Below are 20325 nucleotides of genomic sequence, written 5' to 3'. Positions count from 1 at the left end.
GAACCTATTTACGCGCTGGCGAACCGGGGCGACAGATCGCGAAGGATCGTCAGCTCGCCAGGCGACGGTACTGGCTTTCCATGTCGTGCTTGAGGCTCTCGCGGCGCATCAGCAGCGAGGCCAGGGTGCAGTCGGGGCGCTCGATGCCCTCCTCCACGCGGCCGATGCGCTGGTCCAGCAGCTCGTACTGCAGCTTCAGGCGGACCAGGCGCTCCTGGGCGCGCAGGGTGTCGGCATTGCGTTGCGGGAGCTTGGTGACGGACTTGCCAGAGGACGAAATGGCTTTACGCATGGCGGTGGCACCAGTAGGAAAGAGATGACGGGAGCCTACGCCTCGCTCCGTTCCACACCCTTGACTCTGGTCAAGCTCAACCGGATCGCTTGAGCAGGTCGGCGATCTCGTCCTTCAGGGTCACGCGCTGCAGTTTCAGGGAGTTGAGGGCGAGGTCGTCCATCGCTTCGCGGCCGTCCTCGATGTCGTAGATCTTTTTGTCCAGCTCCTCGTAGGTCGCGGCCATGCGGGTGAAGTTGGCGTCCTTGCCGTGCAACCGGGTCATGAGGGCTTTCTGGTCGGGGAATTCGCGGGACAGGGGATGATGCTCGAGCGGCATGGCGGGCCTCCTTTGTGAATGGGTTGCCCGATAAGCCTAGACCACGGCGTGATAGTGCCCACAGCCGCCGGTCATGCCGTGGGAATTGACCGCATCCGGGGTGTTCAGACGGCGACAGGCCGCTAAACTGCGCCTGTCCCCTCTATCTTGCGTAACAAGGAGTCAGTGCATGAGTCTGCTTAACGAATTCAAGGCCTTCGCCGTGAAGGGCAACGTGGTCGACATGGCCGTCGGTATCATCATCGGCGCCGCGTTCGGCAAGATCGTCTCGTCCTTCGTCGGCGACGTGATCATGCCGCCCATTGGCCTGCTGATCGGCGGCATGGACTTCTCCGACCTCGCGATCACCCTTAAGGCCGCCGAGGGCCAGACGCCGGCCGTGGTGCTGGCCTACGGCAAATTCATTCAGACCTGCCTGGACTTCATCATCGTTGCCTTCGCCATCTTCATGGGCGTGAAGGCGATCAACAAGCTCAAGCGCGAGGAAGCCGTGGCCCCCAGCGCCCCGCCGACTCCGACCCCGGAAGAAACCCTGCTGACCGAGATCCGCGACCTGCTCAAGCAGCAGAACAACCGCGCTCCCTGAGCAGATCGCTGACCCGGCCGGGCACCGCCGCGGCCGGCGTCAGCCCGGCGGCGTCAGCAGTACCCGGCCGATGCGCCGCTCGCTGACATCCGTCACTTCCAGGCGCCAGCCGCCCAGCTCCAGCGTGTCCCCCTTGGCCGGCAAGCGGCCAAGGTGCTTGAGCGCCAACCCGCCCAGGGTCTGGTATTCCGCCGTCGGCCGGGCGTGGAAGCCGACCCGCTCGGCCAGCGCCGAGAGGGTCACGGCGCCGTCCACGCGGTAGGCGCCGGCCTGGGCCTCGATGTCAGTACCGGACACCTCGCTGGCATCGGGCAGCTCACCGGCGATGGCCTCCAGCACGTCGGTCATGCTCAGCATGCCCTCGAAGCCCCCGAACTCGTTGACCACGAAGGCCAGGTGGGTCGAGGCTGCGCGCATCTGTTCCAGGGCGCCCAGCACCGTGCTGCTGTCCGGCAGGCTCAGCGGCTCGCGCAGCAGCGGCAGGATGTCGAGTTCGCGGCCCTGCAGCAGGGCGGCGAACAGTTCCTTCTTGTGCACGTAGCCCAGGGGCTCGTCGATGTTGCCTTCGCGGATCACCAGCAGCCGCGAGTACGGCGACTCCAGCAGCGCACGGCGAATGTCCTGCGGGCTGTCGGCGACATCCACGCGGTGCACGCGCTGGCGGTCGATCATCACCGCTTTCACCGGGCGCTCGGCCAGGCCCAGCACGCCGCTGATCATCACCCGCTCGCGGCGGTCGAACGGCGCGTCGGCGCCCTCGTCCGGCCCGACCAGGTCGGCGATCTCCTCGCCCACCTCGTCGGCGTCCACCTTGCCGCCCATCAGGCGCAGCACCGCGTGGGCGGTGCGCTGGCGCAGGCCGCGCTGACCGCGCTGGCTTTTCTGGCGCTTCCAGCGCACCAGTTGGTTGGCCATCTCGATCAGCAGGCTGAAGCCGATGGCGGCGTACAGGTAGCCCTTCGGGATGTGGAAGCCCAGGCCCTCGGCGGTCAGGCTGAAACCGATCATCAGCAGGAAGCCCAGGCACAGCATGATCACCGTCGGGTGTTCGATGACGAAGCGGGTCAGCGGCTTGCTGGCCACCATCATCAGGCCGATGGAGAAGATGACCGCGATCATCATCACTTCCAACTGCTCGACCATGCCCACCGCGGTGATGACCGCGTCGAGGGAAAACACCGCATCCAGCACCACGATCTGCGCGACCACCGGCCAGAAGGCGGCATACACGCGCTTGCCGTTGGACGTGTGCACCCGGCCCTCCAGGCGTTCATGCAGCTCCAGGGTGGCCTTGAACAGCAGGAACAGACCACCGAACAGCATGATCAGGTCGCGGCCGGAGAAGCTCTTGCCCAGCACCTCGATCAGCGGCTCGGTGAGCGTGACCAGCCAGGAAATGCTCGCCAGCAGGCCCAGGCGCATCAGCAGTGCCAGCGACAGGCCGATCAGCCGCGCGCGGTCGCGCAGGTGCGGCGGCAGCTTGTCCGCGAGAATCGCGATGAAGACCAGGTTATCGATGCCGAGCACCAGCTCAAGCAGGATCAGGGTGAGCAGGCCGAGCCAGGCCGTGGGGTCCATCAGCCATTCCATGTCGACTCACCTCGCTGGGTGCGCGCCATGGTTGGCCGGGCAGGATCATCCGCGAACGCGGATGCCGGGGGAGGTTCGCCGAACGCTGGCTCTACGAAGGTAGCGACCGGGTTCGGCGTCGTACTGTGACTGTCCATAAGGTCCGAAAAAAGGGAAACGGACGCTCATCCTAAGGGCAAAGGGCTTTCCCCCTAAGGGGACAATCTTTTCAAAATCTATCGAGCCAGCCTTACCAATAGTTTTCCACAGCGATCTGGCCGGGCTTGCGCGTCAGCGCCAGGCTCATGCCACGGGCCTTCAGCACCGCGCGGGTGTCCTCGATCATCTGCGGGTTGCCGCAGAGCATCACGCGCGAATGTTCGGGGGTGAGTTCCAGACCAGCGGCGCGCTCCAGCTCGCCATTCTCGATCAGCGTGGTGATGCGTGCGTTCAGGCAGCCCGGCACCGGCTCGCGGGTGACCACCGGGATGAACTGCAGCTTGTGGATATGGTCGGCCAGGTGCTCCATGGCGCCGAAACTGGCGATCAGCTCGCGGTAGGCCAGTTCCTTTTCCTCACGGGCGCTGTAGACCAGCTTGATGGTCTCGAAGCGTTCCCACACCTCGAAGTCCTGCAGGATCGACAGGAACGGCGCCAGCCCGGTGCCGGTGGCCAGCAGCCAGAGGTCGCGGCCGTCGGGGAAGCGGTCGAGGGTGAGGAAGCCGAAGGCCTGGCGGTCCACCAGCAGCTGGTCGCCGACGCGCAGGCGGCTGAGTTCGCTGGTGAACTCACCACCGGGGACGACGATGGAGAAGAACTCGAGGAACTCGTCGTGGGGCGCCGAGACCATCGAGTAGGCGCGCCAGACGATGCTGCCGCTGGGCTTGTACACGCCCAGGCGGGCGAACTGCCCGGCGCGGAAGCGGTAGCCGCTGTCACGGGTGGTGCGCAGGGTGAACAGGCTCGGGGTGAGCGTCTGCACTTCCAGCAGGGTCTGGCGGGTGAACTTCTCTTCGCTGGCGGTCATCGTCCGCTCCTTCACAGGCAACGGGCCCATTTTCCCGTATTAGCGGCGCGAGGAACACCCGCAAGGCTTGTGGCTATCGCCAGGACCGCCACAAGCCTGCGCTGGGTCAGTGCTTGCGGTTGACCACCTGGGCGGCGCGCAGCACGTCGGTGCCGATCTCGCCCTCGAACTGCTTCCACAGCGGCTGCATGGCGGTGCGCCAGGCCTCGCGCTCGGCCGGCGTCAGCGCGAGGATGCGCGCCTTGCCGTTGCCAACCACGTGCTCGCGCTCCTTCTGGTTCAACGCCTCGGCGTCCTTGTTCACCTCGACGGTGACCTCTTCGATGATGCTTTCCAGCTGGGTGCGCACCGGGTACGGCATGCTGTTCCAGAACTTCTGGTTGCTGATCACCATGTAGCTGAGCACACCGTGATTGGTCTCGGTGATGAACGGCTGGGCGCTGTCGAGCTTCTGGCTGCCGATATTCGACCAGGTGTTCTCGGTGCCCTGCACCTTGCCGTCCTGCAACGCCTTGAGCGTCTCGGCGAAGGGCATCTTCACCGCCGTCGCGTTCAGCAGGCCGAACTGCGCGGTAATCACCGAGGACGGCTGGATGCGGAACGCCAGGCCCTTGGCATCGCCCGGCGCGCGCAGCTCGCGGTTGGCCGACAGCTGCTTCATGCCGTTGTTCCAGTAGGCCAGGCCGTAGATGCCCGAGCGCGCCATGGAATGCAGCAGCTCGCGGCTCTTGTCGCGCTTCTGGAAACGCTTCACCGCCTCCAGGTCATCGAACAGGAAGGGCAGGTCGAAGACTTCCAGCTGCTTGGTGTAGCCCTCGAATTTCGACAGCGACGGCGCCAGCATCTGCACCTTGCCGTCCTGCAGCGCCTGCAATTCGTCGGCATCGCCGAACAGCGTGGAATTGGGGAACACCTCGACCTTCACCTGGCCGGCGAGGCGTTCTTCCACCAGCTTCTTGAACAGCAGCGCGCCACGGCCCTTGGGCGTGTCGTCGGCGACGACGTGGGAGAACTTGATGACGATGGGCGCGTCGGCGAAGGCCGGTTGAGCCACGAGGAAAAGGGCGGACAAGGCCAACCCGAGCAACGACTGGTACATCGATATCCTTATGCAATGGCAATAGCCCGGCGCGCGAACGGGCGTCGCGTGTCGAGGATTCGTGAAGACTTGGAAGGGTGGCCGTCGGTCGGCGGAGCGCACTCCGGGATCGGGCCCTACCGGGTCGCATGGACCGCCCGGTTATTATTGGGATGCCGCCGCGCAGACGAAGGCGGGGCGGATAGGTCATAATTTTTCGGTATATCGCTGGCCCGCACAAGCTGTTGCGAGTCAACCACGTCTCAATTTGATGACAAACTCGTTGCAATAAGCCTCACATCATTGCCAACGAGACAGTACCTCTATCTCAGCCATTTCCGTCGTTTCGAGAGCCCCATGCCCGTCCTCGCCAGCCCCTTCGCCCAGCTCGACCTGGTCCGCCACCCCGAACAGCGCGAAGACCCGCTGCAAGCCTTCGACGCGGCCGACGAGTACCTGCTCAATCATCTGCATGAGCAAGGCGTCAGCGCGGACAGCCGCGTGCTGGTGCTCAACGACAGCTTCGGCGCCCTCGCCGCCAGTCTCGCGCCGCACGTGCGCCTGACCAGCAGCGGCGACTCGCACCTGGGCTTCATCGCCCTGCAACGCAACCTCGAACGCAACGGCCTGAATGACGCGCCGCTGACCTTCGTCCCCGCCAGCGACACCGCGCAAGGTCCCTTCGACTACGTGCTGGTGCGCGTCCCCAAGACCCTGGCGCTGCTGGAGGAACAACTGATCCGGCTGCATGGCCAGCTCGCACCCGGAGCGAAGGTGATCGCCGCCGGCATGATCAAGCACCTGCCCCGCGCTGCTGGCGATCTGCTGGAACAGTACATCGGCCCGATGCAGGCGTCGCTGGCGGTGAAAAAGGCCCGCCTGCTGATCGCCTCCGCCGAGGAGCGTCCCGCCCCCGCCTCGCCCTACCCCAGCCGCTATCGCCTGGAGCAGCCCGCGCTGACCCTGCTCAACCACGCCAACGTGTTCTGCCGCGAAGGCCTGGACATCGGCACCCGCGCCTTTCTCCCGCACCTGCCGCAGGTGCACCACGCCGTTCGCGCGGCGGACCTGGGCTGCGGCAACGGCGTGCTGGGCATCGCCTTCGCCCTGCTCAACCCGCAGGCCGAGCTGACGCTGGTGGACGAGTCGTACATGGCGGTGCAGTCCGCGCAGGAGAACTGGCAGGCCGCCCTCGGCGAGCGCCCGGTGGATATCCACCCCGACGATGGCCTCGCCGCACAGCCGGCCGACTCGCTGGACCTGATCCTGTGCAACCCTCCCTTCCACCAGCAGCAGGTGGTCGGCGACTTCCTCGCCTGGCGCATGTTCCAGCAAGCCCGCTCCGCGCTGGTCACCGGCGGCGAACTGTGGATCGTCGGCAACCGCCACCTGGGCTACCACGCCAAGCTCAAACGCCTGTTCCGCGGCGTCGAGCAGGTGGCGGCCAATCCGAAGTTCGTGGTGTTGAAGGCGACCAAGTAAGGCGAAGGGATTGCTCAAAACCTGACCGACCCGCACAATACACACGCAGACGTACACACGACGGAGGCGCGTACCTATGCCGACTTCCACCCTGACTACCCGCGTGTTCATGAACGGCAACAGCCAAGCCGTGCGGATTCCCCAGGAGTTCCGCCTGGATGTTGGCAGCGTGGAGATCACCCGCAAGGACAACGGCGACCTGGTGATCCATCCCATCCCGCAGGACCGTGGCGCCGCGCTGATGGAAGCGCTGCAGGGCTTCGACGAAGACTTCCTCGAGGCCCTGGACGACGAACAGCGCGATCAGCCACCGGCCCAGGACCGGGACGAGCTGTGAAGTACCTGCTCGACACCAATATCCTCCTCTACCTGCTGAAAAACCGGCCGGAATCCGTCGCGCAACGGGTTAATGCCCTGCCCGCCGACGCCTCGCTGAACATGTCGTTCTTCACCTATGCCGAGCTGCTGAAAGGTGCCGAACGCAGCTCGCGCAAGGCCGAAGTCCTGCGCCAGCTGGACCGTCTGACGCGTCAGGTGCCAGTAATCTACGACGGCACCGCCCGCCTGTGCGAACACTACGCCGTGCACTTCACCCGGCTGAAGCAGGCCGGCACGCCCATCGGGGCCAATGATCTGTGGATCGCCTGCCACGCTCTCGCGCTCGACGCCACGCTGGTCACGCACAACACCCGCGAGTTCGAGCGTATCGACGGCCTGATGCTGGAAGACTGGGCAAGCTGATCTGCCGAAGCCGATTGCCTTGCGCCCGCGGCGGTAGCAGCATGGATCGCCCCCACCCGGATGCGCGCCATGACCGCACAAGAAGCCGCCCTGCCTGAACTGATCCGCACCGCCGACGGCATCGATCTCGCCCTGCGCCGCGTTGGCCCGGTGGATGGCGTGCCGGTGGTGCTGACCCACGGCACCTTCTCCAACCACCGCAGTTGCCTCGGACTGGCCAATTACCTGGGCAGCCAGGGCTTCGCCTGCTGGCTGTTCGACTGGCGCGGGCACGGCGACAGCGGGCGCAACGGCTTCCTGCATAGTTTCGATGACGTGGCCGAGCAGGACGTGCCGGCGATCCTCGACGCGGTCAGCCTGCGCAGCGGCCACGCGGCGCTGCACTGGGTCGGCCATTCCGGCGGCGGGCTGATCGTCGCGATGTGGGCGGCGCGTCATCCCGAGCTGGCACAGCGGCGGCTGCGCTCGCTGGTGCTGATCGGCTCCCAGGCCACGGCGGCGGGCGCCAGCCTGCGGCATTGGCTGATGCTCCAGGGGTTCGACTGGATGCTGCGCTGGCGGCGCATCGCGCCCAGCCGGGCCAAGAGTGTCGGCCCCGAGGCGGAGAGCGCGCGGCTGATGCGCCAGTGGTGCCAATGGAATTTCCGCCGGCGCTTCGATTCGCTGGAGGGCTTCGACTACCTGCAAGGACTGGCCAGCGTTGAACTGCCCGTCCTCGGAGTGGCGGGCAGCGGAGACACCTTCATCGCGCCGCTCGCGGGTTGCGAGGCGCTGGTGAAGGCGTTTGCCGGGACGCAGGCGAAGCTCGAACTGTTCGGGCTGGCGACGGGAGCGCGGGAGGATTACAGCCACAACCGCCTGCTGCTGTCGCGCAATGCCAGCCTGGAAGTCTGGCCGCGCATCGGGCGGTGGCTGGCGCAACATTGATTCTCGTTGGGCGGTTCGCGAGCAAGCTCGCTCCTACAGTCTGGCGCCGGCATTCCCTTGTAGGAGCGCGCCATGCGCGCGATGGCGGACAAGGTCCGCTCTTGCCTGAGATATCGTGCCACGGCAGGCCCTCTCCCCAACCCTCTCCCTGAAGGGAGAGGGGGCCGTTCGGCGCTGTGGGAAGGCGCCGAGTCAGCCGACTGGCTCCGAGTTGTCATGCCGCGCCGGACCAGTCCTCCTCTTCAGGGAAGGGAATCGTTCGGCGTTGCAGGAAGGCGCCGAGTCAGCCGACTGGCCCCGAGTTGTCATGCTGCGACGGACCAGTCCCCTCTCCCTTCAGGGAGAGGGTTAGGGAGAGGGACATCCTCGGCACGGAATACCGGCATTCACGTTGCACCTACAGGCGCAAGGCCTCCGGCGTGTCTACATCCCGCAATACCCCGGCATCAACAACATCCAGGGTGATGCAACGATCCCGATTCGCCTGCACCACGGCGCGCGCGCCTTCGTCGCCGGTGAGCTGTGTCAGCGCCGGCCAGAATTGGCGCCCGAACAGCACGGGGTGCCCGCGCTGGCCGTCGAAAATCGGAAACAGAATGCTCGAAGCGCTGGCCGCATCGCTCAGCGCACGCAGGGTCTCAGGGGCGATCCACGGCATGTCGCCGAGCAGGATGGCAAGCGCCTGAGCCTGGGAATCGACCAGCGACGCCGCGCCGGCCGCCAGGCTGTGGCCCATGCCCAACGCCGCCTGCGGGCTGTGGATGACCCGGCAGCCAGCCGGAAGACCAAAGGCTTCCGCTCGCTCGCCATCCCGCAGCACCACCCGCACTTCATCGAATACCGCCAGCGCACGCTCGACGCTGTGGGCCAGCAGGCTGCGGCCGTCGGGCAGGCTCGCGCTGCGTTTGTCGGCGCCGAAGCGCGAAGCCTGGCCGGCGGCCAGGACCAGCGCGACGACCGTCACAGTGCCTCGCGGGCAATCCCGCTGCGAGTGCGCAGGATGTCGGCCAGCACGGCCAGGGCGATTTCCGCCGGGGTCTTGCTGCCCAGGTTGAGGCCGATCGGTGCGTGGATACGCGCCAGCTCGGCCTCGTTCAGGCCGCCGATGCGGTGCAGGCGTTCGCGGCGTTTTTCCGAGGTGGTGCGCGAGCCCATGACACCGATGTAGAAGGCCTCGGTGCGCACGGCTTCGAGCATCGCCAGGTCGTCGATCTTCGGGTCGTGGGTCAGGGCGACCACGGCGGTGTCCGCGTGGCACCCGCCGTTGGCGATGAAGATCGACGGCAGTTCGCGACGGATCTCGATGCCGTCCAGCACCACGCCGTCCAGCGCTTCGTCGCGCGGGTCGCAGAGAATGACCTCGAAGCCCAGGCCCTTGCCGAACTCGGCACAGAAGTGCGCGACGCTGGAGTAGCCGGCCAGCAACAGGCGCTGCGCTGCGCCGACACGCAGGCGCACGCGGGCTTCGTCACGCTCGACGCGCGGGCCGTGCTCGTGGTCGTCGCTCAGGCGGCGGCTGCCGTCCTGCAGGTTCACTTCGCGCAGCAGGCGGCGTTGGCCGAGCAGCGCCGATTCCAGCTCGCGCAGGTGGGCCTGGACGTCGCAATCGGGGGCGAGGTTTTCCACCAGCACGTCGAGGATGCCGCCACAGGGCAGGCGGATGTTCGTGCGGGTGTCGGTGCCGTCGCCGTAGCGCACCACGACCACCGGCTCGTTGAACTCGCCCTCGGCGACGCGTTCGAGGAAGTCATCCTCGACGCAGCCGCCGGACAGCGAGCCCACCCACTGGCCGCTGGCGTTGACCGCCAGCAGCGAGCCCGGCGCGCGGGGCGCCGAGCCGTAGGTGAAGAGCACGCTGCACAACCATACGCGCTGCCCGGCAGTGGACCACTGGAGCGCCTGCCGGACCACTTGCAGATCGAGATGCTGCACGACTCACTCCGCTTTGAGTTGAGCGACCTGTTGTACGCCCATATCGCCCGGCAAGCCACCCCAGGCCTGGCGCAGGTAGTTGATCAGGTCGGCGAGCTGCTCGTCATTGAGCTTGTCGGCGAAGCCCGGCATCGGCTGCATGCGCTCGAAACCGGTGAACTGCTGCTCGCGGATGCCTTCGACGATGACCTTGGCCAGGTTGCGCGAATCGGCCAGGCGCAGGGTGGTGTTGCCCTGCATGGCCACGGCGATGTGCGGCTTGCCCTCGCCGTCGTTGCCGTGACAGCCAGCGCAGACGTTGAGGTACTGCTGGCGGCCGCGCTTGGCGCTGTCGCTGAGCCGGTCCGCGGGCACCACCTCGACCACCTTGGCCGGCGGCGGTTGCTCGCCGAGCAGGTAGGTGGACATGGCGGCCAGGTCCTCGTCGCCCAGGTGCTGGGTGCTCAGGTGCATCACCGGGAACATCTCGTTGAACATGCTGCCCTGCGGACTCATGCCGTGCTTGAGGAAGCCGGTGAGGTCGCTGCGGGTCCAGCCGCGCTCAGCGAGGTCCTGGGCCAGCAGGCTCGGGGCGCTGTAGCCGTTGAGCAGGCCGCCGGTGAGGCGCTTGTCCTGCTGCAGGGCGCCGATCTGGTTGCGCGGGGTGTGGCACTCGCCGCAGTGGCCGAGCACTTCCACCAGGTATTGCCCGCGCTGGTATGCGGCGCTTTTGCCCTCCGCGCTCTCCAGCTGCACGCTCTTGCCGTAGAGCATGTTCCAGCCCGACAACCCCAGGCGCACGTTGAACGGGAAGCTCAGGCGGGTTTCGGGCGCGGCGCGGTGCACCGGCGTCTGGCTCATCAGGTAGGCGTAGAGGGCATCGCTGTCCTCGCGCTTGATGAGGTGGTAGGAGGTGTAGGGCATCGCCGGGTACAGATTGGCGCCGTCCTTGCGCTTGCCTTCGGTGAGGGCAGCGAAGAAGTCGTCGGCGCTGTAGTTGCCGATGCCGAAGTCCTTGTCCGGGGTGATGTTGCTGCCGTAGATGGTGCCGAACGGCGAGTGGATCGGCAGGCCGCCGGCGAACGGCGCGCCGCCCTCGGCGGTGTGGCAGGCCATGCAGTCGGCGGCGCGGGAGACGTACTCGCCGCGCTGAATCAGGTCCTGGTCGGCCGCCTGGGCACCGAGCGCGAGGCCCAGGCCGATGGCCAGCGTAAGGCCGGAAAGAATGCGCTGCATGCTTAGCCCTCCTTGACCAGGCCGAGATCGGTCAGCACTTCGCGGGTGGCGTCGTAGTAACGCACGTACCCGGTGCAGCGACAGATGTGGTGGCCAAGGCTGGCCTCGATGGTGGCTTCCAGTTCGCTCTTCTTCAGCGGCTGGCGCTGGGCCTTCTCCACCAGCACGGTGGCGGCGTTGACGAAGCCCGGTGCGCAGTAGCTGCACTGGAAGGCGAAGCGGTCGACGAACTTCTGCTGGATCGGGTTCAGTTCCTTCACCGAGCCGTCTTCCTCGCGCTTGGCGTGGCCCTCGATGGTGCGCACCTTCTTGCCCTCGAAGTAGTGCGCGCCGGTGATGCAGGTGCGCACTTCCTCGCTGGTGCCGTCGGGGTTGTCGACGATCACCACGCAGGCGTGGCAGATGCCCTGGCCGCAGCCCAGGCGCGAGCCGGTGAGGTTCTGGTATTCGTGCAGGTAGTCGATCATCGGCAGGTCCTCGGGAACCTCGACCGGACCGACGGTTTGACCATTCAAGGTCAGGTTGAGCGGACGGTTAGCCATGGAGGGCCTCCTTGATGCGAGCGGGGGTGATGGGCAGGTCGCGGACGCGCTTGCCGATGGCGTGGGCCACGGCGTTGCCGATGGCGCCGACCACCGGAATCATCACCACCTCGGCGATGCCCTTGGACGGGTCGCTGGGCGAGAGCGGCGGGAGGATTTCCGAGCTCTGCTGCCAGACGGCCACGTCCTTCGCCTTCGGGAGGCGGTAGCGGTTGAAGTTCCAGTCGCCCTCGCCCGGGCCGCCCTCGTACAACGGCATGTCTTCGAGCAGCGCATGGCCGATGCCCATGGCGGTGCCGCCCTCGATCTGGCCTTTCACCAGTTCCGGCACCAGCACGCGGCCGCACTCGATCCAGCTGTGGTGGTTGAGCACGCTGACTTCGCCGCTGCCCTTGTTCACCTTCAGCTCGACGATGGTCGCCACCGGGCTGTAGTAGGTCACCGCGGCGTTGTTCAGTTGCACCGGCGGGTAGGCCACGTTCTGGCGGTCCAGCAGGTGGAAGCCGGCGCTGTTCATCTGCGCCTTCTTCACGCCCGGTGCGCCGTCGCCGTACTTCACGGCCAGGGCGTCCAGCGGCAGGCGGTCACGCACGCCGTCGATGACGAAGTCGCACTCGGCCCAGCTCCAGCGGTTGAAGCCGTGGACGGTGGCGCCGGTGACCAGGCCCTTCTCGTGGGCGACCTGCGCCAGCTCGGCGAACGACAGCGGCTGCAGGCCGTTGGCGGTGAGCTTGCCGTCGACCCAGTGGGCGTCTTCCCGGCGCACCACCAGCGGGTTGGCGGCGCCGTTGAACGGGCCGCGACGCCAGATTTCCAGGGCCGCCGGCCACAGGCCGTGGTTGAACAGCACGCGCGCCGCTTCACGGGTGGCGTGGCTGAAGTAGTAGGCCGAGTTGGTCGCCGACGACGCCGAGGCGTACTTGCCGACCCAGCGCGGGTTGCGCAGTTTCTCGTCCTGGGTGGGCTGGCTCATGGTGTAGGGGTCTTCGCCGCTGAGCAGCTGAAGCTCCGGCCACTCGGTCTCGGCGGTCTTCATCTCGTCCGCCGGTTTGCCGAGGAAGTCGGCCACCACCAGCGCCTGGGAGGTGGACATGCCGGTGCCGATCTCGATACCGATGTGGCGCATGTGCACCTTGCCCTGGGCATCGAACTCGATGCTCGCCATGGGCGCCTCGGAGCCGGTGCCGAAGTCCTTCTGGCAGATGGCGAAGCCGACGCCGTACCAGTGGTCCGGGTCCTTGGCGTCCATCTCTTTCTTGCGCGCGTCGCGGGTCTTCCACCAGTCGTGGGCGGCGGCCTTGTCGAGGATCTCGTGCAGGCGCAGGGCGCCGGCGGGGATCGCGCCCTGGGTGTTCTTCATGCCGGATTTGAGCGCGTTGACGCGGCGCAGCTCGATGGCGTCGACGCCCAGGCGGCCGGCGATCTCGTCCACCATCATCTCGGTGGCGGCCATGCTCTGCAGGGTGCCGTAACCGCGCATGGAACCGGCCTCGACAGCGCGGGAATGGTAGGCGGTCACCTGCAGGTCGTTCTGCGGCATGTAGTAGATCGACTGCGCGGCGGTGGCGCCCACGGCGGCCACGGACGGGCTGTAGTTGATGCGACCGCCGCCGTCCACGCTCATCTCGGTGCGGAAGATCTTGAAGGTCAGGTCCTTCTTGTCCACCGCCAGCTGGTAGCGGATGTCGAACGGGTGGCGCTTGATGCCGCTCTGGAACTGCTCGTAGCGGTCGTTGGCCAGGCGCACCGGCACACCGTTGCCATACAGCGCCGCCAGGGCCGCGTAGTAGACGAAGATGTTGTGGTCCTTGGAGCCATAGCCCACGGTGTAGCCGGGGTGCATGTTCAGCTTGGCCAGGCCGAAGCGCGACGGCGCGATCATGTGCGCGGTCTCGTAGGCGGCCTCGAACGGGCACTGGGTGGCGACCACGAAGTGCAGGGTCTTGCTCGCCGGGTCGTACCAGCCGTTGCCGTTGTCCGGTTCCAGCGCCGCCGGCTCGATGGACGGGGTCTTGTAGCGCTCGTCGAAGACCAGCCAGTTCTCCGGCGGGTTGTCGATCTGCTCCTTGATCTTCTGCGCGTAGAACAGGCCCTGCTCGGTGAGGTCGCCGTGCTGGTCGGGCTGCTGGTTCCACACCGGTTTGCGCTCGCGGATCATCGGAAAGAGGATCGAGTCCTTGAGGCTGGAGAATTCGTCCGGGTCGGCCGACGTCGCGCCGCCGACGCGCACGTAGCGGAAGCTGCCGTAGGGGTCGCCCTGGTACAGCGGCGCCTGCGCCCCGTAGCGGATCGCCTTGTCGTTGAACTTCATCTTCAGCTTGGCCTGGCGGAAGCGTTCGAAGTCGTTCCAGATCAGGATCGCCACCGGGTGGCCGATGAACATCGGCACCTTGCCGCGCGGCAGCAGCGGGTCCGGCGCGTGGGCTTCGGGGAAGACGATGCCGTCCTTGTCCAGGTCCTCGGCGGTGACGATGCGGTCGGGCTGCAGGTCCGCGCCCAGCCAGGCGAGGTCGATGCCGTCGAAGATGCGGTCGGCCTTGATCGTCTTGAGCAGCATGGCGTGGCCCTGCTGCTGCGGCCAGCCGGGCATGTCCTTGGCGCGGATGTCGCGGGCGAACACCTTGTTGCCGCAGACCTTGGACAGCGCGTCGTTACGGAAACGCGCCTTGCCGTCGTGGCCCATCCACTGCTGGGGGGAGACGGTGACGGAGTTTTCCATCAGGGCAGCGAAGGCCCGGCTGCCGAGCGGCGCCATGGTCACGCTGACACCAGCGATCAGCCCGCCTTGCAGGAAGGCGCGCCGGGAAATATCACGGTTGGACATGGTTCATCCTCTGAGCGGTGAAGGTCCGCCCATGTCGTTTTTTCTGTGCGGGAGAGAGTTCGGAGGACGCGGAATCGCGGGCGTCTCGGGGATGGCGCCGAAGGAAAGATCCTGCAGAAAAACCTGACTCTTCTGTCAACTTTAACGCACCTCAATAGTGCGAAGCAAAGTCAATCGGGCAGCTTGTCGCGGTGACGAAAATTTTAGTCGAGGGCTTTCGACTAATCGCCAATAGCGCAACGCAGCCACCATAAGCGGAAAAGTGTTACGCCGTGCTACGCTGCGCAGCCTTGCTTAGCCCGCTAACGAATCCTCTGCCAAAGCCGCCACCATGACCGCCGAAGCCACGTCCCTGCTGCGTCACCGCCCCTTCCTCGCCTTCTGGCTGGCCCGCGTCTGCACCGCCAGCGCCTTCCAGATGATCACCGTGGCCATCGGCTGGCACATCTACGAGCTGACCCACAACGTCCTCGACCTGGGCCTGGTGGGGCTGGTGGAATTCACCCCGCGCGTGCTGTTCATGCTGCACACCGGCCACGTCGCCGACCGCTACGACCGCCGGCGCATCGCCTCGCTCTGCCAGATCGGCCAGGGCCTGATCGCCGTGGCGCTGGTGGTGGGCGCCAGCACCGACAACGTGACCCGCGAGATGATCTTCGCGATGGCCTTCCTGCTCGGCACCGCGCGCGCCTTCGAGATGCCCACCACCCAGGCGCTGCTGCCCAACATCGTGCCCACCGCGCTGTTCCCCCGCGCGGTGGCGGCGTCCGCCTCGGCGATGCAGGCCGCGACCATTGCGGCACCGGCCTTTGGCGGTTTCCTGTATGCCTTCGGCGCATTCTGGGTCTACACGCCCACCGCCGTGCTGTACTTCATCGCCTGCGCGCTGGTGCTCACCCTGCCCTCGCGCCAGGCCCCGGCCAGCCAGGGCAAGGCCACGCTGGAATCGCTGCTGGCCGGCATCCGCTTCATCCGCAGCCGCCCGGATATCTTCGGCGCTATCTCCCTGGACCTGTTCGCCGTGCTGCTGGGCGGCGCCACCGCGCTGTTGCCGGTGTTCGCCAAGGACATCCTGCTCACCGGCCCCTGGGGCCTGGGCCTGTTGCGTTCAGCCCCTGCGGTCGGCGCGCTGCTGATGTCGTTCTGGCTGGCGCGCTTCCCCATCGAGCGCAACGTCGGGCGGATCATGTTCCTCACCGTGGGCATCTTCGGCGTCACCACCATCGCCTTCGGCCTGTCGACCTCGTTCTGGTTCTCGTTGGCGGTGCTGGTGGTGCTGGGCGCGGCGGACATGATCAGCATGGTCATCCGCGGCGCCTTCGTACAGTTGGAAACCCCGGACGAAATGCGCGGCCGGGTCAGCGCGGTGAACGGGCTGTTCATCGGTGCTTCGAACCAGCTGGGCGAGTTCGAATCCGGCCTCACCGCCCACTGGCTCGGCACCGTCCCGGCGGTGGTACTCGGCGGGGTGGGCACGCTGGTGGTCACCGGTGTGTGGATGAAGCTGTTCCCTACCCTGGCCAAGCGCGACACGTTGCACTGATCGCCCGCGCGCCGCCTCTGTAGGAGCGAGCTTGCTCGCGAACCGTTGTACCGGCCAGCGCCGTCCTGTAACCCCACACCGAACGGTCCCCTCTCCCTTCAGGGGGAGGGCTAGGGAGGGGGAACGGCGGTCGCCCGAACTTCGGCACGGGGTTGTACTCCATCACCCTCTCCCCAACCCTCTCCCTGAAGGGAGAGGGAGCTGTCTGGCGCGGTTCCGAAACGCAGTGCCAAAAGAGCGGTTCGCGAGCAAGCTCGCTCCTACCACACGCCCGTAACCCCAGGACAAAAAAATCCCCCGCACGAAACCGTGCGAGGGATGTGGGAACGGGCGCCGGGGGGCGGCGCCCGGATGGGATCGATAACGCGGACTAGTGCGGCGTACCAAGCCCCGCTGCGCTCATGAACAGGCGCATCAGCCACGCCGCCACGCCCAGGGCGGAAACGCTCAACACCCAGATCAGCACCAGCCAGCCCAGTCGCTTGCGCAGCGGCGCCTTCTGCTCGTGTTCAGGGGACATCGCGCGCACCTCTAGTGGTAGCCATCGCCGTGCTTCACCTTGCCGCGGAACACGTAGTAGCTCCACGCGGTGTAGCCCAGGATGAAGGGGATGATGAACAGCGCGCCCACCAGCATGAAGCCCTGGCTCTGCGGCGGCGCGGCGGCGGCCCAGATCGACAGTGACGGCGGCACGATGTTCGGCCACAGGCTGATGCCAAGGCCGCTGTAGCCCAGGAAGATCAGCACCAGGGTCAGCACGAACGGCTTCACGTGGTCATTGCGCGCCACCGAGCGCAGCAGGCTGTAGAAGGTCAGCAGCACCAGCAGCGGCACCGGCAGGAACCAGAACAGGTTCGGCAGGCTGAACCAGCGCTGGGCGATTTCGCCGTGGGCCAGCGGGGTCCACAGGCTGACGATACCGATCACCGCCAGCAGCACCAGCGCCAGCGGGCGCGCCAGGTCGTGCATGCGCTCCTGCAGCTGGCCTTCGGTCTTCATGATCAGCCAGGTGCAGCCCAGCAGCGTATACGCAACCACCAGGCCGAGGCCGCAGAACAGCGGGAACGGCGCCAGCCAGTCCAGCGCGCCGCCGGCGAAGGCGCGATTCTCCACCGGGATGCCCTCGATGAAGGCGCCCAGGGCCACGCCCTGGAAGAAGGTTGCCACCAAGGAGCCTGCGATGAACGACTTGTCCCACAGGTGCCGCTTGTTGGCCCGCGCCTTGAAGCGGAACTCGAAGGCCACGCCGCGGAAGATCAGCCCCACCAGCATCAGGATCAGCGGCAGGTAAAGCGCCGAGAGCACGGCCGAATAGGCCACCGGGAAGGCGCCGAACAGCGCCGCCCCGCCCAGCACCAGCCAGGTCTCGTTGCCGTCCCAGACCGGCGCCACGGTGTTCATCATCACGTCGCGGTCACCTTCGTCCTTGAAGAACGGGTAGAGCATGCCGATGCCCAGATCGAACCCGTCCATGACCACGTACATCATGATCCCGAAGATGATGATGATCGCCCAGATCAGCGGAAGATCGATGCCCATGACTCAGTTCCTCCCTTCCAGGCTGTCGCTGTCGCCGTCTTCCAGGCCCTCGTCGGCCGCCGACAGCGGTCGTGCCGGTGTGCGTTTCTGCCCGGCGCCGCCGTGGCTGGTTTCGCGGCCTTCATGGGTGACCGGGCCCTTGCGCACCAGGCGCATCATGTAGCCGATACCCACGCCGAACAGGGTGAAATAGACCAGCACGAACATCACCAGGGTCAGGCTCATCTGCGTGACGCTGTGGTTGGACACCGCATCCGCGGTGCGCATCAGCCCGTAGACCACCCAGGGCTGGCGGCCGATCTCGGTGGTGAACCAGCCGGCCAGGATGGCGATCAGCCCGGACGGCCCCATCCACAGCACCAGGTGCAGGAAGGCGCGGTTCTCGAACAGCCGCTTGCGCCAGCGCAGCCAGACGCTCCACAGGCCCACCAGGATCATCAGCAGACCCAGACCGACCATGATGCGGAACGACCAGAAGATGATGGTGGAGTTGGGCCGGTCGGCCTTCGGGAAGTCCTTCAGCGCCGGGATCGGCTCGGTCAGGCTGTGGTTCAGGATCAGGCTGCCGAGCACGGGAATCTCGATCTTGAAGCGGGTTTCCTCGCGCTCCATGTCCGGCCAGCCGACCAGGATCAGCGGCGTCGGGCCGCCTTCGCTGTTGTCCCAATGGCCTTCGATGGCGGCGATCTTCGCCGGCTGGTGCTTGAGGGTGTTCAGGCCGTGGGCGTCGCCCACCATCGCCTGGATCGGCGCCACGATCAGCGCCATCCACATCGCCATCGAGAGCATCTTGCGGATTGCCGGGTTGTCGCGGCCGCGCAGCAGGTGCCAGGCCGCCGAGGCGCCGACGAAGAAGGCGGTGGCGACGAACGAGGCGATCGCCATGTGCAGCAGGCGATAGGGGAAGGACGGGTTGAAGATGATCGCCAGCCAGTCCACCGGCACCACGATGCCGTTGACGATCTCGTGGCCCTGCGGGGTCTGCATCCAGCTGTTGGAGGCGAGGATCCAGAAGGTGGAGATCAGCGTGCCGATGGCCACCATCACCGTGGCGAAGAAGTGCAGGCCCGGGCCGACGCGGTGCCAGCCGAACAGCATGACGCCGAGGAAGCCGGCTTCGAGGAAGAACGCCGTGAGCACCTCGTAGGTCAGCAATGGGCCGGTGACGCTCCCGGCAAACGCCGAGAAGGCGCTCCAGTTGGTGCCGAACTGGTAGGCCATGACGAGGCCGGAGACCACGCCCATGCCGAAGTTGACGGCGAAGATCTTCGACCAGAAGTGATAGAGGTCGCGGTAGACCTCCTCGTGCGTCTTCAGCCACAGGCCTTCGAGCACCGCCAGGTAGCTGGCGAGACCGATGGTGATGGCGGGGAAGATAATGTGGAAGGACACGGTAAAGGCGAACTGGATACGGGCCAGGTCGAGCGCCTCTAATCCGAACATGACAATTCCTCTTCAGGCTGACGCCCGCCACAGGGTTGGCCGGGCACCTTGCCTTGCGCATGCGCAGGGCGTTTTTGCGTGACGTGTTTTCGAGCCTGCCGGTCTGCTGCCGGTTCGACTTCATTTCGCTACAGACAGAATGGCCTGCGTTGCGCATTGACGCCGCTCAATGAAGCAAAGAGATATTACGCCTGCACCCCACGCAAACCGCCGTGGTGGGTTGCCGCGCGACGGGGTGTCGCGCGACAGGTTGTCTCAGGAAGGGCCACCACCCTCCCTATGAACAAAATCGAATATGAAAATGAAAAATTAATATTTTATTGGAATAAAAAATCCCGCTAACTTTCGTTGCAACCGCTGCCGAGTGAGCCGCGGAAACAGAATCCACCGCCCGTACGAAGGCCCCATCCCGGCCGGCCCGGACGCCAGCGGTCACCTGCCCCACAAGGACATCGCAATGAAAAAGCTGCTGCTTCTGACCGCCCTCGCCGCTGCCTTCACCACCTCGGCCTTCGCCACTGAAAAGCTGGTGGTCGCCGCCACCCCGATTCCCCACGCCGAGATCCTCGAGCTGATCAAGCCGACCCTGGCCAAGGAAGGCGTGGACCTGGAGATCAAGGTCTTCACCGACTACGTACAGCCCAACGTGCAGGTTGCCGAGAAGCGCCTGGACGCCAACTACTTCCAGACCAAGCCGTACCTGGACAACTTCAACAAGGGCAAGGGCACCAACCTGGTCACCGTGACCGGCGTGCACGTCGAGCCCTTCGGCGGCTACTCGAAGAAGTACAAGTCCATCGACGAACTGCCTGACGGCGCCACCGTCGCCCTGCCCAACGAGGGCAGCAACAGCGGCCGTGCCCTGCTCCTGCTGCAGAAGGCCGGCGTGATCAAGCTGAAGGACCCGAGCAACGCCCTGGCCACCCCCAAAGACATTGCCGAGAACCCCAAGCACCTGAAGTTCAAGGAACTGGAATCGGCCCTGCTGCCGCGCGTGCTGGACCAGGTCGACCTGGACCTGATCAATACCAACTACGCGCTGGAAGCCAAGCTCAACCCGGTGAAGGACGCGCTGATCCTCGAAGACCGCAACTCGCCCTACGTGAACTACCTGGTGGCACGCCCGGACAACAAGGACAGCGACGCGCTGAAGAAACTCTCCGCCGCCCTGACCAGCCCGGAAGTCAAAGCCTTCATCGAGAAGAAGTACAACGGCGCCGTGGTGCCGGCCTTCTGATCCGCCGCCCGGCTGAGCGCCGGGCGCAA

General features: G+C 66.2%; 20 protein-coding genes. 7 read left to right on the top strand and 13 right to left on the bottom strand.

The window, feature by feature from the left end:
* Positions 1–49: 49 nt before the first annotated feature.
* Both ACNFIA_RS13070 and ACNFIA_RS13065 read right to left on the bottom strand, forming a co-directional pair.
* A complete protein-coding gene (locus ACNFIA_RS13070; protein ID WP_259757465.1) occupies positions 50–292 on the bottom strand; it encodes a hypothetical protein in 243 nt (80 codons plus the stop codon).
* A gap of 76 nt (positions 293–368) precedes the next feature.
* Positions 369–611, bottom strand: coding sequence for a YdcH family protein (locus ACNFIA_RS13065; protein WP_259757466.1), 243 nt, complete (start codon positions 609–611; stop codon positions 369–371).
* Between the two features lie 169 nt (positions 612–780).
* Here ACNFIA_RS13065 and mscL point away from each other — a divergent pair, with 169 nt between their 5' ends.
* Positions 781–1197, top strand: coding sequence for a large-conductance mechanosensitive channel protein MscL (gene mscL / locus ACNFIA_RS13060; protein WP_259757467.1), 417 nt, complete (start codon positions 781–783; stop codon positions 1195–1197).
* 39 nt (positions 1198–1236) lie between these two features.
* On the opposite strand, the gene ACNFIA_RS13055 is transcribed toward mscL, so the two are convergent.
* The 3 genes from ACNFIA_RS13055 to ACNFIA_RS13045 all read right to left on the bottom strand — a co-directional run bounded on the left by ACNFIA_RS13055 (position 1237) and on the right by ACNFIA_RS13045 (position 4892).
* Positions 1237–2787 (bottom strand): TerC family protein, encoded by a 1551-nt coding sequence (locus ACNFIA_RS13055; RefSeq protein ID WP_416785341.1) that lies wholly within the window; start codon positions 2785–2787, stop codon positions 1237–1239.
* Between the two features lie 229 nt (positions 2788–3016).
* Complete coding sequence (locus ACNFIA_RS13050) at positions 3017–3793, bottom strand: ferredoxin--NADP reductase (protein WP_416785338.1); 777 nt, start codon at positions 3791–3793, stop codon at positions 3017–3019.
* A gap of 106 nt (positions 3794–3899) precedes the next feature.
* Entirely contained in the window at positions 3900–4892 is a 993-nt protein-coding gene (locus ACNFIA_RS13045; protein ID WP_259757471.1) for a TRAP transporter substrate-binding protein, read from the bottom strand.
* A 336-nt stretch (positions 4893–5228) separates the two neighbouring features.
* Here ACNFIA_RS13045 and ACNFIA_RS13040 point away from each other — a divergent pair, with 336 nt between their 5' ends.
* The 4 genes from ACNFIA_RS13040 to ACNFIA_RS13025 all read left to right on the top strand — a co-directional run bounded on the left by ACNFIA_RS13040 (position 5229) and on the right by ACNFIA_RS13025 (position 8021).
* Positions 5229–6353 carry a methyltransferase gene (locus ACNFIA_RS13040; protein ID WP_416785336.1) on the top strand — a complete coding sequence of 375 codons (1125 nt, stop codon included), beginning with the start codon at positions 5229–5231 and terminating at the stop codon, positions 6351–6353.
* Between the two features lie 76 nt (positions 6354–6429).
* Positions 6430–6690, top strand: coding sequence for an antitoxin (locus ACNFIA_RS13035; RefSeq protein ID WP_259757473.1), 261 nt, complete (start codon positions 6430–6432; stop codon positions 6688–6690).
* Complete coding sequence (locus ACNFIA_RS13030) at positions 6687–7094, top strand: type II toxin-antitoxin system VapC family toxin (RefSeq protein ID WP_416785334.1); 408 nt, start codon at positions 6687–6689, stop codon at positions 7092–7094. Before ACNFIA_RS13035 ends, ACNFIA_RS13030 begins: the two co-directional genes overlap by 4 nt.
* Positions 7095–7163: 69 nt before the next feature.
* Positions 7164–8021: an alpha/beta fold hydrolase gene (locus ACNFIA_RS13025; RefSeq protein ID WP_416785331.1), complete on the top strand. Its 858-nt coding sequence runs from the start codon at positions 7164–7166 to the stop codon at positions 8019–8021.
* A 397-nt stretch (positions 8022–8418) separates the two neighbouring features.
* Here the strand turns inward: ACNFIA_RS13025 and ACNFIA_RS13020 are convergent, their stop codons facing one another.
* From ACNFIA_RS13020 to ACNFIA_RS13000, 5 genes are read right to left on the bottom strand one after another with little or no spacing between them, the layout of a single operon-like run.
* A complete protein-coding gene (locus ACNFIA_RS13020) occupies positions 8419–8985 on the bottom strand; it encodes a nucleotidyltransferase family protein (protein ID WP_416785328.1) in 567 nt (188 codons plus the stop codon).
* Positions 8982–9953, bottom strand: a complete 972-nt coding sequence (locus ACNFIA_RS13015) for an XdhC family protein (protein WP_416785326.1) — start codon at positions 9951–9953, stop codon at positions 8982–8984. The genes ACNFIA_RS13020 and ACNFIA_RS13015 overlap by 4 nt, the downstream gene beginning before the upstream one ends.
* 3 nt (positions 9954–9956) lie before the next feature.
* Entirely contained in the window at positions 9957–11168 is a 1212-nt protein-coding gene (locus ACNFIA_RS13010; RefSeq protein WP_416785323.1) for a c-type cytochrome, read from the bottom strand.
* A gap of 2 nt (positions 11169–11170) precedes the next feature.
* Entirely contained in the window at positions 11171–11710 is a 540-nt protein-coding gene (locus tag ACNFIA_RS13005) for a (2Fe-2S)-binding protein (protein ID WP_259757479.1), read from the bottom strand.
* Positions 11703–14534: a xanthine dehydrogenase family protein molybdopterin-binding subunit gene (locus tag ACNFIA_RS13000; protein WP_416785320.1), complete on the bottom strand. Its 2832-nt coding sequence runs from the start codon at positions 14532–14534 to the stop codon at positions 11703–11705. The genes ACNFIA_RS13005 and ACNFIA_RS13000 overlap by 8 nt, the downstream gene beginning before the upstream one ends.
* Before the next feature lie 331 nt (positions 14535–14865).
* On the opposite strand from ACNFIA_RS13000, the gene ACNFIA_RS12995 reads away from it, so the two are divergent.
* Entirely contained in the window at positions 14866–16077 is a 1212-nt protein-coding gene (locus ACNFIA_RS12995; RefSeq protein WP_416785318.1) for an MFS transporter, read from the top strand.
* Between the two features lie 370 nt (positions 16078–16447).
* Here the strand turns inward: ACNFIA_RS12995 and ACNFIA_RS12990 are convergent, their stop codons facing one another.
* From ACNFIA_RS12990 to ACNFIA_RS12980, 3 genes are read right to left on the bottom strand one after another with little or no spacing between them, the layout of a single operon-like run.
* Complete coding sequence (locus ACNFIA_RS12990; protein WP_259757482.1) at positions 16448–16597, bottom strand: DUF2474 domain-containing protein; 150 nt, start codon at positions 16595–16597, stop codon at positions 16448–16450.
* Positions 16598–16608: 11 nt separating this feature from the next.
* Positions 16609–17616 carry a cytochrome d ubiquinol oxidase subunit II gene (gene cydB / locus ACNFIA_RS12985; protein WP_259757484.1) on the bottom strand — a complete coding sequence of 336 codons (1008 nt, stop codon included), beginning with the start codon at positions 17614–17616 and terminating at the stop codon, positions 16609–16611.
* Positions 17617–17619: 3 nt separating this feature from the next.
* Positions 17620–19059 carry a cytochrome ubiquinol oxidase subunit I gene (locus ACNFIA_RS12980; RefSeq protein ID WP_259757485.1) on the bottom strand — a complete coding sequence of 480 codons (1440 nt, stop codon included), beginning with the start codon at positions 19057–19059 and terminating at the stop codon, positions 17620–17622.
* Positions 19060–19516: 457 nt separating this feature from the next.
* Here ACNFIA_RS12980 and ACNFIA_RS12975 point away from each other — a divergent pair, with 457 nt between their 5' ends.
* Positions 19517–20296 carry a MetQ/NlpA family ABC transporter substrate-binding protein gene (locus tag ACNFIA_RS12975; RefSeq protein WP_416785313.1) on the top strand — a complete coding sequence of 260 codons (780 nt, stop codon included), beginning with the start codon at positions 19517–19519 and terminating at the stop codon, positions 20294–20296.
* Positions 20297–20325 lie beyond the last annotated feature (29 nt).

Origin of the sequence: Pseudomonas sp. NY15437 (assembly GCF_048068435.1) — a bacterium.
Lineage (GTDB): Bacteria > Pseudomonadota > Gammaproteobacteria > Pseudomonadales > Pseudomonadaceae > Pseudomonas > Pseudomonas nitroreducens_B.
The sequence above is the reverse complement of the archived record's forward strand: the minus strand, read 5'-3'. Positions and strand labels throughout refer to the sequence as shown.

Coding starts and splice junctions, on each gene's coding strand:
- ACNFIA_RS13070 (WP_259757465.1), bottom strand. CDS start 292: ATGCGTAAAGCCATTTCGTCCTCTGGCAAGTCCGTCACCAAGCTCCCG.
- ACNFIA_RS13065 (WP_259757466.1), bottom strand. CDS start 611: ATGCCGCTCGAGCATCATCCCCTGTCCCGCGAATTCCCCGACCAGAAA.
- mscL (WP_259757467.1), top strand. CDS start 781: ATGAGTCTGCTTAACGAATTCAAGGCCTTCGCCGTGAAGGGCAACGTG.
- ACNFIA_RS13055 (WP_416785341.1), bottom strand. CDS start 2,787: ATGGAATGGCTGATGGACCCCACGGCCTGGCTCGGCCTGCTCACCCTG.
- ACNFIA_RS13050 (WP_416785338.1), bottom strand. CDS start 3,793: ATGACCGCCAGCGAAGAGAAGTTCACCCGCCAGACCCTGCTGGAAGTG.
- ACNFIA_RS13045 (WP_259757471.1), bottom strand. CDS start 4,892: ATGTACCAGTCGTTGCTCGGGTTGGCCTTGTCCGCCCTTTTCCTCGTG.
- ACNFIA_RS13040 (WP_416785336.1), top strand. CDS start 5,229: ATGCCCGTCCTCGCCAGCCCCTTCGCCCAGCTCGACCTGGTCCGCCAC.
- ACNFIA_RS13035 (WP_259757473.1), top strand. CDS start 6,430: ATGCCGACTTCCACCCTGACTACCCGCGTGTTCATGAACGGCAACAGC.
- ACNFIA_RS13025 (WP_416785331.1), top strand. CDS start 7,164: ATGACCGCACAAGAAGCCGCCCTGCCTGAACTGATCCGCACCGCCGAC.
- ACNFIA_RS13010 (WP_416785323.1), bottom strand. CDS start 11,168: ATGCAGCGCATTCTTTCCGGCCTTACGCTGGCCATCGGCCTGGGCCTC.
- ACNFIA_RS13005 (WP_259757479.1), bottom strand. CDS start 11,710: ATGGCTAACCGTCCGCTCAACCTGACCTTGAATGGTCAAACCGTCGGT.
- ACNFIA_RS13000 (WP_416785320.1), bottom strand. CDS start 14,534: ATGTCCAACCGTGATATTTCCCGGCGCGCCTTCCTGCAAGGCGGGCTG.
- ACNFIA_RS12995 (WP_416785318.1), top strand. CDS start 14,866: ATGACCGCCGAAGCCACGTCCCTGCTGCGTCACCGCCCCTTCCTCGCC.
- ACNFIA_RS12990 (WP_259757482.1), bottom strand. CDS start 16,597: ATGTCCCCTGAACACGAGCAGAAGGCGCCGCTGCGCAAGCGACTGGGC.
- cydB (WP_259757484.1), bottom strand. CDS start 17,616: ATGGGCATCGATCTTCCGCTGATCTGGGCGATCATCATCATCTTCGGG.
- ACNFIA_RS12980 (WP_259757485.1), bottom strand. CDS start 19,059: ATGTTCGGATTAGAGGCGCTCGACCTGGCCCGTATCCAGTTCGCCTTT.
- ACNFIA_RS12975 (WP_416785313.1), top strand. CDS start 19,517: ATGAAAAAGCTGCTGCTTCTGACCGCCCTCGCCGCTGCCTTCACCACC.